The sequence below is a fragment of the Fulvimarina pelagi HTCC2506 genome (assembly GCF_000153705.1).
Lineage (GTDB): Bacteria > Pseudomonadota > Alphaproteobacteria > Rhizobiales > Rhizobiaceae > Fulvimarina > Fulvimarina pelagi.
This window is the reverse complement of the sequence record NZ_DS022272.1, coordinates 3,128,104-3,140,619: the sequence shown is the minus strand read 5'-3', so window position 1 is coordinate 3,140,619 and position 12,516 is coordinate 3,128,104. Positions and strand designations below refer to the sequence as shown.

The 12,516-nt window shown below is 57.4% G+C and carries 6 protein-coding genes, 1 tRNA gene and 6 pseudogenes; 6 read left to right on the top strand and 7 right to left on the bottom strand.

Annotated elements, in window-relative coordinates; translation table 11 throughout:
• The first annotated feature begins 260 nt into the window (after window positions 1-260).
• The 4 genes and pseudogenes from FP2506_RS14635 to FP2506_RS18490 all read left to right on the top strand — a co-directional run.
• A complete protein-coding gene (locus tag FP2506_RS14635) occupies window positions 261-791 on the top strand; it encodes an RDD family protein (RefSeq protein WP_007068323.1) in 531 nt (176 codons plus the stop codon).
• A 364-nt stretch (window positions 792-1,155) separates the two neighbouring features.
• Window positions 1,156-2,266: pseudogene (locus FP2506_RS14630) on the top strand (IS3 family transposase); the annotation flags it as partial.
• 558 nt (window positions 2,267-2,824) lie between these two features.
• Complete coding sequence (locus FP2506_RS18805; RefSeq protein ID WP_148227586.1) at window positions 2,825-3,139, top strand: hypothetical protein; 315 nt, start codon at window positions 2,825-2,827, stop codon at window positions 3,137-3,139.
• A gap of 966 nt (window positions 3,140-4,105) precedes the next feature.
• Window positions 4,106-4,510 (top strand): annotated as a pseudogene (locus FP2506_RS18490) (IS3 family transposase); the annotation flags it as partial.
• A 1,288-nt stretch (window positions 4,511-5,798) separates the two neighbouring features.
• On the opposite strand, the gene FP2506_RS14625 reads toward FP2506_RS18490, so the two are convergent.
• The 4 genes and pseudogenes from FP2506_RS14625 to FP2506_RS18465 form a co-directional block, all read right to left on the bottom strand.
• A complete protein-coding gene (locus FP2506_RS14625) occupies window positions 5,799-6,023 on the bottom strand; it encodes a hypothetical protein (protein WP_007068318.1) in 225 nt (74 codons plus the stop codon).
• Between the two features lie 954 nt (window positions 6,024-6,977).
• Window positions 6,978-7,088 (bottom strand): annotated as a pseudogene (locus FP2506_RS18470) (transposase); the annotation flags it as partial.
• Window positions 7,089-7,156: 68 nt separating this feature from the next.
• Window positions 7,157-8,104, bottom strand: a pseudogene (locus FP2506_RS14615) (IS630 family transposase).
• An 87-nt stretch (window positions 8,105-8,191) separates the two neighbouring features.
• Window positions 8,192-9,294 (bottom strand): annotated as a pseudogene (locus FP2506_RS18465) (IS3 family transposase).
• 84 nt (window positions 9,295-9,378) lie between these two features.
• Between FP2506_RS18465 and FP2506_RS19245 the strand changes: the two are divergent.
• A pseudogene (locus FP2506_RS19245) lies at window positions 9,379-9,570 on the top strand (IS21 family transposase); the annotation flags it as partial.
• Between the two features lie 199 nt (window positions 9,571-9,769).
• On the opposite strand, the gene FP2506_RS14595 reads toward FP2506_RS19245, so the two are convergent.
• A tRNA-Gln gene (locus FP2506_RS14595) sits at window positions 9,770-9,843 on the bottom strand.
• A 262-nt stretch (window positions 9,844-10,105) separates the two neighbouring features.
• Between FP2506_RS14595 and FP2506_RS14590 the strand changes: the two genes are divergently transcribed.
• On the top strand, window positions 10,106-10,747 hold the full coding sequence (locus tag FP2506_RS14590; protein ID WP_007068311.1) for a DNA-3-methyladenine glycosylase I: 642 nt from the start codon (window positions 10,106-10,108) through the stop codon (window positions 10,745-10,747).
• 30 nt (window positions 10,748-10,777) lie between these two features.
• Here the strand turns inward: FP2506_RS14590 and FP2506_RS14585 are convergent, their stop codons facing one another.
• Window positions 10,778-11,944 (bottom strand): PQQ-dependent sugar dehydrogenase, encoded by a 1,167-nt coding sequence (locus FP2506_RS14585; RefSeq protein WP_007068310.1) that lies wholly within the window; start codon window positions 11,942-11,944, stop codon window positions 10,778-10,780.
• A 118-nt stretch (window positions 11,945-12,062) separates the two neighbouring features.
• On the bottom strand, window positions 12,063-12,506 hold the full coding sequence (locus FP2506_RS14580) for a cupin domain-containing protein (protein ID WP_007068309.1): 444 nt from the start codon (window positions 12,504-12,506) through the stop codon (window positions 12,063-12,065).
• Window positions 12,507-12,516 lie beyond the last annotated feature (10 nt).

Here is a 12,516-nt window from a genome sequence, read left to right as displayed (position 1 = left end):
GAGCTTGAAGTTCCGAATGCGCCGACGCGCGCAGGCGAATGCGCTGCACCCTGCAGAGACGTACTTTCTGGTAGCAACGCAAAATAAAAAAACTCCTCGGCCGACACACGCAGTGCGAAAGAAACAGCACCTCAAGATATTTAAATCCCAGTTGGCTAAGAGAAACTTCGTTTGCCGTGCATTTTTTAACTTGCCGTCAACTCCTCTGCCGAACCAGATGCCAAATCGCAGTGTCTGTCATAGTCGAGGGTACCATTGGCATGTCATCCGTAGATACCAGTACAATTCAACCCAACGTCGTAGCTGAGCCAGCAAAAGAGCTAGTCCCCGCTGGGTTCTTTGTCCGCCTGATCGCGTGCGTTGTCGATGGACTGATAATCGGCCTACTTCAGTTCGCTGTAGCCAGCGCGGAAATATTCTCCGAGGGGCAGCTGACAGCAATCAGCCTCGTCCTGACATCAGTCTACGTGATAACGTTCTGGGCATTGCGGGGTGCGACGCCAGGCAAGATGGCCCTCGGTCTGACAGTCGTCTCCGCTACAGATGGCCAGCCTCTAGGTGTTAAGGCCTCCGTTCTTCGGTATCTGGGATACGTCGTATCCTCGATCATCGTTGGGCTTGGCTTCCTTTGGATCATGTTCAATCGAAGGAAGCGGGGTTGGCATGACTACATTGCAGGCACGGTGGTGCTAAGAAAGCCGCCGAGCAACCTAAGTGACGGAGCTGACAGCTGGGGTTCCGGCTGGGATAACGATCGGTTTAGCTCCAGCGATTGGGGCGACCGCGATTAGAAAGACAAGCTTTCTTTTCGTATGGTTTCCGTCTTGGGCGCGCCGGCCCGGCAAGTTTTTATCGGTGTCTGCTGCGTCGTTCTGACAGGCGCATTCGAAGTAAGCGCTGAACCATCCGCCGCTCCTTCCGAAGATCGACCGGCTTCGGTCGATCGCGTGGAGCAAGGCAGACCACCCGTATTTTATCGGCGCGAAGTCGCCGATGCTGGCAGGTATGTCTTTTGGTAGGCCCCCATCAAAGTGGTCCTTCATGAAGTATGGTTTTGAGATCATCGGAGGATGAGAGCATGCCGAAAAAAGCTTGAAGGGATCGTCGCGTAGCTCCGGTAGTTAGACGTCCTGGTTCCGCAAACCGGAAAGTGGCCATTACCCTTGGTGCATTGACTATGGCGGCCTGAAGGGCAGCCAGATGTAGCGCCTGAAGCGTCTGAAAAAAGAGAGCGAGCGGCTGCGCAAGGCGGTGTCCGATCTCACCCTCGAGAAGCTGATCCTCAGCAAGGCTGACTCGGGAAATTTATGACGCCGTTCGAAGAAGCGCGTGACTCTTCGAACCGCCGTCGGCTATGCGTCGACCACGTCGTCTCCAAGCTCGGCGTGTCGGAACGCATGGCGTGCCGGGTTCTCGGTCAGCATCGTTCGACACAACGCAAGAAGCCGACCGGCCGTGCTGATGAAGAGGCGCTGGACTCAGACATCTCCGGCTCGTCAGCGAGTGCCGCCAAAACGGATATCGCCGGATCGCCGCTTTGCTGAAGAGTTAAGGCTGCACGGTGAACTTCAAGCGCGTCGATCGGATCTGGCGTCGGGTTCGCGCAGTCACGCGCCTGCGCGAGCCGCATGAAAGTCCTGCAGAAACAGCCGAATAGAGGCCGGCTCTGGCTGAACGACTGATTGTGCGTCCGCCTGAGGCCGCAATATTCAGATCACGTCTTGTCCTACGACTTTGTCGAGAGCCGGGCCCGTCGCCATCGCCACGCCATCGGTTCGAGCGGCATAGGCGACGGAAGGAAGTTCGGCATACTGAATGTCATCGACGAGTTCACGCAGGAATGCCTGGCGATCCGGATCGATCGGAAGCTGAACTCGATCGGAATCGTTCATGTCCTGACGGACTTGCATATCCTGCGTGGTTAGCTTGGCTATGTTCTGCAGGATAACGGCCCGAACTCATTGCGAAGGCGGTCGGGGAATGGATCGTCGCGGTCGGCGCGAAGACGGCGTTCATAAAGCCCGGCATCCCGTCAGAGAACAGCTGCTGCAAGAGCTTCGCCGCCCGGCTTCGCGACGAGTTGTTGAACGGAGAGATATGCTACTCGCTGGCCGAGGCCAGGGTCGTAAACGAAAGCTAGCGCCGTCACTACAACACGGCGCGTCCGCACTAATCGCTTGGCTACCGGCCACCCGCACCCGATGCCGTCCAATGGCCGGCGAAACTCAACGGACCGGTGTCGCCGGTCACGCCAACAATGGTGTAAAGGCCGCCCCTGCAATGAAATCCAACCCGGACCATACGGGTAGGCAGGCCACTGCATATGTTCCTCATCACGCATGCCCACTCCCGATGAATGCAGCCATAAGCACCTGCAACATCAACATGCCCCACACTAGCAGTTCGTTGAGGATCCGTCCTTCGACTTCCGCAAGCGGCATCGCGGCTTTATGGGGACGATCCGCAAGGAGCACATGCTAGCCTCCAGTGGAGCAGGTCTTCCGACGCTGCGGACTGCTCACTATTCGCATCGAGATTAGTCATTCGGCTGCGAACAGGTGCGTGGCGATGCCATCTCTCGCACCCTCAGTTCCGCGAAGGCCTTAACCCAACTGCTGTAGCAACCGAGGGTTTGGCACCTGCGAAGGCTTACCCTTAATCCTCAACAATTGAGCTAGTGACCTCGTTTAATCGACTAGCTTTCCTCACGATTTGAGCGCTTAATGGCTACGCTGCGGTAGAGATTAGAAAACTCTCGTGGGTACTTGGTGACGGATGACTGGCGCTAAAGAAAAATAGCCAATCACCGTCCGGGAGAACGAAAATGGAAAACATCATAAAAGCAGTGATCTTAAGTATCTTTTCTGTTTCCATATATGGCGCGGCAGCCCAAGCAGAAGTCAAGCGCGGCGATTCTGGTGCAACATGCACAGCAAGTACTGAAACAATAAATGGGAAGAAAGCTAGTTGCGAGAGCTGCACGGCTACTAAGTGCGATACCGCGGGCGATACGATTACCAACTGCCGGAGGGAAACAACAAAGACCTGCACGATAGACGGGCGTGTTGTCTCTCCCGTTGGTGGCAAACTCGAAAATGTTGCTCCGCGCGGTGACACGCTTATGCGAAAATCGAACTGATCAACCCGAGGCCGAGGTGCTCGCGGGACGATGCTACGGTTCCAAATTGGAACATGACGCAGTGCGCAACCGACATCCATGTGCCAAAACTTTAACATTCTAACAGGATACGGCGATGAATAGACTTGCAATTGTACTGGCAGTGTCGATCGTATTTACGGTCGCTCCGATTTCCACATCATCGGCTACGTCAACAAGCCAAGCATTGGGCATGTGCACCGCCCGTGGCACCGACTGCAGCGTGGCGAACAAGGGAGACAACTACGAGATCTGCGTTAACAATTCTGGTGGTCGAGAGTGTGTTAAGTGCCCAAATCTTGCCCAAACGGAACAAACCTGTTCCGTCGCCAGGACTGGGCAACCCGGAGGCATAACTGGGATCCTGAAGGGTTCCGCGAAGAAGACTGTCGTGCGGCAGTAGTTCCATGTGATGCAAAGTGACAGGCTCGGTAAAGCACGGCCGCCTGCTGTAATGTGATCCGCAACTCCGGTGCTGGCTGGGCTGCGGTCATCGCCTGTTCGCGCCTCGCTCAATCGCGCTAGCGATGTTGCCGATGCTGAGCAGATGCACGCTATGACGGCACATCACCAATGGGGTGTTTCACTGTTTTCTCCTGCTGGGGCGAACTCGAAAACTCCTTCATAGCAGGGATATAAAGCGTTCTCGTCATTGTCACGATCTATATACCTGTGGTGGAACATGGTTCCGGCAACGCCCACAGCAACATTCCCAATCGTGTCGTCGCGTGCGCCGGCGCGCTGGCAGGTTTTCTGTCGCCCGCTGCAATCGCTTCTCTACAGAGTGACGCGCGCGTGAGACACATTGTTGAACGTATTGCACGGGCGGCTTACGAACAAAGGGACGTCATCCTGGAGATCGCATCCAATATCGTCACATCGGTGGATGGGGCCAGACCATCGCTAGATCACAGGCTCAACGCCGCTTGGCGGCTTCTGCGTCTGTAGGATCGATCGGTTAAGCAGCGTATTCTTAGTCCTCCAATAAGCCCTCTCTCCCGCCGTCGGCGATGTGTCGACTACATCGACCCAGAGTTCGTTGTGTATCTGAATGCATACCGGGCCGAGTTCTCGATCAGCAGCGCTCGACACAGCGTAAGAGGCCAACCCGTCGGGCCTATGATGAAGCGCTGACCGCGGCCATCGTCCGGCTAGCCAGTGAGTATGTCCCATACGGCTACCGCCGGATTGCCGCGATAGTGAAAAGCGAGGGCTGGACGGTTAACATCAAACGCGTCGGGCATAGCTGGCGGCGAGAAGAGCTAAAAGTTTATCAGAACCAGCCGAAGCAAAGTCGGCTCTGGCTAAACGACGGATCTTGTCCGTCTACGGCGGAAGTATGCCAATAACGTCTGATCCTATGACTTCGTCGAAAGCCAGACCCATGAAGGAGGGAAGTTCCGCATGTCAGCAACGGATCATAACCAAGCCACTCGGGTGGAGTAGAAGTGGGCATGATGGCGGGTACGACACACGCCGAAAGCGATATGGATCGCCTCGTTGCGGACGAAGCCCTCTTCTTGTTTTTTCCTTGGGGGCATCAAAGAGGACGAGGGAATAGACCGGCTCGAGCTACCGAGCCTGCCGGGCGGCTACCTCCTCCAGAATGGGTAGTGTCTCAGTTTGAAGTTTGATGCTAACGGCCGCGACCGATCGCACTCGATTTCGCGAGGACGGAATCCCCTGTTAGAGTTTGCCAGCCGAGCAGGGAAGAGCCTTGCCCGACTTTTCGTGTCGGATGCACTATCTGACTTCCGTTCGGAGAAAGGTGGTTGGCGAAGGCTGACAAGTGGTGATTTGATGGCGCATGATGCTCGTGCGATTGCCAATCTGATTTTAGAGGAAGCGCAGAGACGCGGAATTCAGCTTACGGAAATGCAGCTGATCAAGCTTGTTTATTTCGTAAATGGCTGGTCTCTGGAATTGCTCGATGAGCCGCTTGTGGAAGATCGCCGCAGGCATGGCAGTGCGGCCCTGTATATCCGCGCCTCTACAAAACGCTGTCGGGCTACACCTCGGAACCTGTGAACAAGTTCGTCACCGAACGCTCTACTGGTATTCCATATGCCGCACCTTTGCGAGACGAACGAGAGCGGCGTTTTGTTCGGGATATTACTGACGCCTACGGCCCCGTTCACGCTTTTCGTCTATCTCAACGTACACATGAACCTGGCACTCCATGGGATAAGACCATTAGGAAGAAGGGGCAGTACGCTGAAATTGACGAGAAGCTGATGCGCGACCATTTTGCGGAGCTGCGGGAGATACGTGGCATTGACCGAAACCAATACAGACACTGAAAATCCATTTTCGGCGGATGCGCGTGCCGACTCTGAGATAAATCTAGACGACTTGATCGAGTCCCGGCCAAGGGTCGAAGCTCTTCTTGAGTCTTCGGGCAGAAGGGACAAGCTTGATGCAGAGTTACTAGATTATTTACAGGACGTTAGAGCCGAAAGCCGGCAGAACCGGTGGGTTCGTCTCGGTGCGGTAATATCTATCGCAAGTTTTTTATTAGTCTTATGGGTCATGTTGTTTCGGCTTATACTAACCAACTGGTCGCCAGTCGCGATCCGCATGACGCGGACGGCATTCCCGATTACGTCGGCGGGGCGCTTCTCGCCTTTAGGACCGGTCGGCATCAAAAATTCCCTTGTGAGAAGCCGACGTAGATTGAGCCAATTTTTTTGCCGACGCCGTCATTTACGTCGGTAAAACCATCCTCGAATTCATCTCGCTCAAGTCGATCGGCAAGCCTGCGCAATGCGTTCGCGACCCACTTGTTCAGCGAAGGAACGTTCGGACCCGACAGTTCTAACTCAACGTCACACTTCAAGCGCGGGGTTAGCTCCTCTTCATCTTCCATGCATCTCTCCTATGCTCATCGCTAAGCATATAGGAATGAACCGGCCGGCGCGAGAAGGGCAAAATCCGCATCAAATTTCAAACTGAGACACTACCCCAGAATGCCTTCGGTGAAGATGTATCTCTATCTATTTTAAGTTGGTTTTGACTATGTCGATCGACCTTGCCGATCGTCCCATTGATGTGTGCGTGATCCCCCGCCTTCGTCGAAAATCGCTTGTTATTGCCAGGCGAGACAGCCTGCGTCTGCTAATATTTATATTCCGCGTGCCTTCATCCGTGCGCGGTTCACTTCATAAAGAGATAGCAATGGATAGGGTTGTCAGGATTGAACGCGTCACTTCTCGCAGTGGGGACAAGAAGAACCGCATCTCACCACAAGTGGATATCAACTTGCAGATCCAGCACATGGGAACGTAAAGCACCTGGCAGAGCATGCGATATATGTTCGAGATCTCGACACTGCCGCTGATCTAATCGAAAAGGGTTTCTCGATCTGGATGCGTCAAGCGGGGAAGTGCGCGTCGTTGATTAGCCCTTCATCAGTTCGCGTTCCCCGTGGTTAAGATGTAATTCGGCCAATTCTCTCCCACGCCGATTGGCGTGGTCAAGTTCACAGACCGCCGGCAAAGCGGGGGAGAGTCGATAATGCGTCGAAGCCATGCCGTCGTGCAAAACCACAAATCCGTCGCCCCGAGACGAACGTCGAATAGTTCACTTCGATGACGTATGTGTTCTCCATTCTAGCAAGCGCGCCATTGCTCCCGCTATAACAGTCACTTAGTGATCCCTGAGTGCTCGCGGTCACGTTCCTCAATGAGGGGTAATCTCGAAGGCGGCTAATCCGGCAGTCTTATGCGGCGGCAGGCTGAAGCTCGAGTATAGGATCGACGTCGACGGTGTCGATCTAGGCCATGGCCTCGAGCGGCATGTATCTGTTCTGGGTCTGCCGTTAGTCGTTCTGTTCGAAGAGAATCGCGCCGAAGAGGCGGATGATGGACTCTTCGTTCGGAAAGATTTCGACTACGTCGGCCCTGCGCTTCTCCTCCTTGTTCAGGCGCTCCAGATAAGTGGATTGCCTGCGGGTTTCGGGCCGCGGCGAGCAGCGGCTGACTGAATTAGAGCAATTTGACCTTAATCTGGGTCATACCCCGCGTGGGCAAAGTGGTTTTGGAATTCGTCTGGTTCGAAGATGTTGAGGGCCAGGCTATGGCGTCATGCTGTCCCTGAACAGTGCGAGCGGCGACCTTTCGAAGGAGGGCCTCAATCTTGGAAAAGAGCATCTCGATCGGGTTGAAGTATGGTGAGTAGGGCGGAAGGTAGCGGAGTTCGGCACCGACGCCCGCGATCGCTTCCCTGACCCCGGTGACTCTGTGCGCCGGAAGATTGTCCATCACCACGATATCGCCGGGGACAAGTGTCGGCACTAACACCTTGCGGACGTAGACGAGGAACGCCTCACCATCCATTGCACCGTCGAGGAGCCAGGGCGCGACGATGCCATCGAGCCGCATGCCGGCGGTGAAGGTGGTGGACTTCCAGTGGCCATGCGGAACCGCAGCGCGACATCTCTCGCCGCCCCTGGAGCGCCCCCGCAGCCGTGCCATCTTGCTGTTCAGGCCGCTTTCATCGATGAAGACGAGCTTTCGCGGATCGAGATCGGGCGGCTCTTCGAACCAGGCCTCATTCGCGGCAAGGACGTCTTCGCGCTGCTGCTCGACGGCGTGCGCGGTCTTTTTTCCACGTGATGCCACGCTTCCTGAAGAACTTGGAAATCAGCGACTGACAAGTGCCGACGCCCTTGCCGGTCTCCAGACGATCGACGATCTCCGCCAGCGAGATGGCCTTGTCGTCGGTCTCGATCAGCGAGAGGATGAAGGCCTCATGCGCGTCGAGTTGGGAGCCCTCCGGCTGACCCTGTCGATCTGGATCATATGTGCCTTTTCGCTTCCAGTTGCGATGCTAGGCCCACGCAGTCGACTCCCCGATCGCAAATCGCCGGCCAGCGGTCCGCGTCGACAAGGCGCCTTCGATCGCTTCGACAACCCGCTTGCGAAGATCGACCCCGTACGGTCGCGCCATGACCTCAACCTTCCATTCCATCTGGAACAGGGAATCACGCCTCAATGCCCAGCGCAAACCAACGACTTCGAGCACGGTGAAATCGCACTAGATGGTGTCCGGCGCATTCCCGCCGAGGCGGGAATACGTGCGGCGGCCATTGTAAACGCTCAGATAGCGGCCGATCGAGGTTCGGACTTTGCCGACGCTTTAATAGGCTCTGAGGTAAACCTCCTCATATTTGATTGTCCGCCACAACCGTGCGACGAAGACGTCGTCGCGCCTCAGGCCCCCTTGCCGTCCATCAAAATCCGGATGTCTTGCGCCGGAAGCATTGCCATGAAGTCGTTGCTCGAAAACTGGCTACCTTGAGCCGTGTTCTTAATCTCCGGTTTTGCGAACCGCGCCAGTGCCTCCTCGAGCGCTTCGATGCAGAATCAGCGTGGAGCGTGATCGAAAGCCGCCCGGCCAGATCTCTCTGGCTGAACCAGTCCACGAAGGCGGCAAGGTACACGAACCTACGCCGCATTGGGATGTAGGTGATATCCATCGCCCAGACCTGTTTGAGCCGAGTAACCGCCAGTTTCCGAAGGAGATAGGGATAGAACTTGTGTGCGGGCGCGGGCTTCGAGGTGTTCGGCCTTCGATAGAGCGCCTTGCTACCCATCCACTTCATTAGCGTGGCGACATGTCGGCGACCGGAAGCGAAGCCTTCCCCTTTCAAAAGCCTTTGCATCATCCGGCTTCCCGCGAACGGGAAGTCGAGATGCAGTTCGTCGATCCGTCTCAAAAGCGTCAGATCGGCTTCGCTCGCCGGGCCTGGCTCGTAGTAATCACGCCGCGGTTGATCCCCAACTTCCGGGCTTGGGCGGCGAGTGGAAGGACGTCAGACCGGTCGATCATCGCTTTGCGCTCGGCAACCGTCCGCCCTTGTCGAGCGCATGCTCTAAAAAATCGTTCGCCAGCCTCATCTCACCGATCTTGGCGTGAAGCGTCTTCACGTCGGTCGGCGGCACGGAGGCCGATGACGAAGCGGGACCGAATACATCAGCCGCCTTCTCCAGCAACTGGGCGCGCCACTGGCCGATCTGGTTCTGCTGAACATCATATTGCTGTGAAAGCTCGGCAAGCGTCTTCTCGCCTCGCACGGCAGCAAGCGCCACCTTTGCCTTGAAAGCCGGGCTGTGATTGCGGCGGGGTCTCTTCGTCATCGTCTCTCCTCATTGCGGCCATCCTGGCCGTCTTCAGGCAGACAATCACCTTATCCCGCTGTTCAAATATCCGAAGCCACCTCTGAGATCGCCCGGTACCGCCAATGCTACGGTAATGGGACCCTCGTGGTGGATCCGGTGCACTACCTGGCGCTGATCGAGACCCAATCGAATGCGCTGGAACAGGCGGAACCGCTTTATTACTGGAACCTGCTGGAAGCCTTCCAGCATCTGCGCCATGCGTTTGAAGCGCGCATGGGCAACCGGGGTCGGCAGAGTTCAGCCAGTAAGTCCTTGTCAAAAGGTGAGACAGGAACTTGGATCCATGTCGCATCACATGTCGCGTGGAGTTGCCGGTGCTATTTGGAGACCCCTGTAAATCAAGGGAAACGGTTGCGACATAAAAGCGACATGAGGGGATGTAGATCAGGGCGCCTTATAGAGCGTAAACAGCTGATTTTACTGAGACATCGATTGGCTGGGGAACCTGGATTCGAACCAGGACTAACGGAGTCAGAGTCCGCTGGTCTACCGTTAACCTATTCCCCAATAGGCCGTCGAACGGCGCATTGGCTCGGATATATCGTCTCTTTCAGGCGATGAAAACCCATCGCGTTCAAAAAACGAGCGTTGTGCGGGTAACGGGAGGTTTGCCTGCAAGGCCGTCGATTTGCAGTTCTCGCGCCGCGATCGATCTCAGCGCTGTTAGTCTTGTGTCGTCTTCGTCGACCACGAGCTTTTTCCCGACGCCGATCACGAACCTCTGAGAAATAGCGCGAGACTTTCATGTCTTGTAAAGCAGGTGAAGCATATGGCCGATAGCAATGAGGACGGGCTGACCAAGGGACATGACGGACTCTTGCGATGCGCTTGGGCCGGTCACGATCCACTCTATCAGGCTTACCACGACGAAGAATGGGGGCGTCCCGTCGGCGACGACCGGCAGCTTTTCGAGAAGCTCTGTCTGGAGGGCTTCCAGGCGGGGCTGTCCTGGTTGACGATCCTGAAGAAGCGTAAAGCGTTCCGCGAGGTCTTTCACGGCTTCGAAATCGGCCGGGTCGCGGCGATGGGCGAAGACGACGTCGAGCGTCTCGTGGGCGATGCGCGGATCATCCGGCATCGGGGAAAGATCACGGCGGCGATCTCCAATGCGAGGGCCACTGAAGCGCTAATTGCACGCGAGGGCTCGCTCGCCGCCTTTCTGTGGGCTTTCGAGCCGGAGGCGGACGAGCGACCGGATCGCGTCACGCTTAACTGGATGCGCGACAATCCCGTGACGCCGGCCTCGGTGCGGCTCTCGAAGGCGCTGCGGAAAGAAGGTTTCCGTTTCGTGGGGCCGACGACCTGCTACGCTTTCATGCAGTCGATGGGGTTCGTGAACGATCATATGCCCGGATGTCATGTGCGGTCGGCCACCGAGGCCGACCGCTACCGGTTCGAACGGCCGCGCTAGATCCGCCCGAACCGGTCGTATTCGACGGGCTCAGCTAGCCTCATCGCCGGGCGTCAGCTGGATCAGCCGACCGCCGGACCCGTCCTCCAGCACCCAGACGGCGCCGTCCGGACCCTGCTCAATCTCGCGGACCCGTGAGCCCCAGGAGAAGCGCTCTTCCTCCTCGGCGCTGTCGCCCTCGAGAGCGACGTGAACGAGCGCCTGACCGGACAGCGCACCGATAAGCGCGTCGCCCTGCCACTCGGCGAACATGTCGCCATCGTAGATGAGGAGGCTCGCCGGCGAGATGACCGGCGTCCATGAGGCTTCCGGCGCATTGAAACCGTCCTCGTCTGGATTGTGATCGGGGATCGGGACGCCCGAATAGTTGACGCCATTGGAGGCCTCCGGCCAGCCGTAATTCTCGCCCGGCTGGATCAGGTTCAGTTCGTCGCCGCCGCGCGGTCCCATCTCGATCTCCCAAAGACGGCCCTCGCTGTCGAAGTCGATCCCCAGGAGGTTACGATTGCCGACGGTCCAGAACTGAGCCGCGACACCGCCTTCGTCGGCGAAGGGATTGCCGTCGGGCACCGAACCGTCCTCGTTCAGCCGAAGCACCTTGCCCAGATTGACGTCCATCTCCTGGGCCGGGTCCTGCTTCTGGCGGTCGCCAGATGTGACGAACATATAGCCTTCCTGCTCCGAGCCCGCCGGTCCGAAGGCGATGCGGTGGGAGTAGTGGCCCTGGCCGCCGACCTTTGGATCCTGCCTCCAGATCACCTCGACATCGCGCAGTGCCGGCTGTTCGCCGGACCGGTCTAGCGTGCCGCGCGCGACGGCAGCGCCGTAGCCGCCATCTCCTTCTTCGGCAAAGGAGAGATAGACCATGTCGTTCTCGGCAAAGTCCGGATGGAGAACCACATCGCCTAGGCCGCCCTGCCCACCATAGGCGACGGCCGGAACGCCGCCGACTTCGGTCTTTTCACCTTCCAAGGTGACATGCATCAACGCACCGGCCTTTTCGGTCACGAGCATCGAGCCGTCCGGGAGGAAGGTCATGGCCCAGGGTTCGTCGAACTCCACGAGCGGCGTGCCCGTCAGCGTCGTACCCCCGTTGCCGTCAATCGTCAGCGTCTCCTGAGACATCGCCGGGACCGCGGCGATGAAAGCGCTACCTGCTAGCAGGCAAGCGATGGGAGTTTTCCGGAAGATCGTCATGATGAAAGCCTCTCGGGTCAGGTTTTGTTTCGAGAGGAGATAGTGACTGTTACTGCCGAATGTCCGGCGATGGGCGATAACGATAGCCTCACATTTTCGGAAGGGGCGGCCGAACGCGTCAGTCGAGCGGAGGGCCGGTTAAAGTCATGTTGTGCCTCTCGGCCGATGCCTGGATGGCGGGCGTGTCGCTCGGGATCGCGAACTGGCCTGCTGCCATTTCGAAAAAGAATTCCTCGAACCCGCCCGGCGTCAGGATGAGCAGATGCCGGCTCGGCTCTTCACCGACGATCTTGAACGTATGCTCCTTGCCGCGCGAAATGAACGCGGTCTCACCCGGACCTTTGACGAATTCCTCGCCTTCGAGCCAGAACTTCACCCGGCCGGTCAGCACGACGAAGGTCTCGTCTTCGGTGTGATGGATGTGCCGGGGCGGACCGCTGCCGGCCGGCGAAACGCTGTCGACGATCGACATTGCTCCACTGGAGGCCATCGGGGCGAGAATCGACCGGTAGGTGGTCCCGAGCCACGTGTGGACCTCGGAAGCGGATACTTCGACCATCATCGTTCTCCCG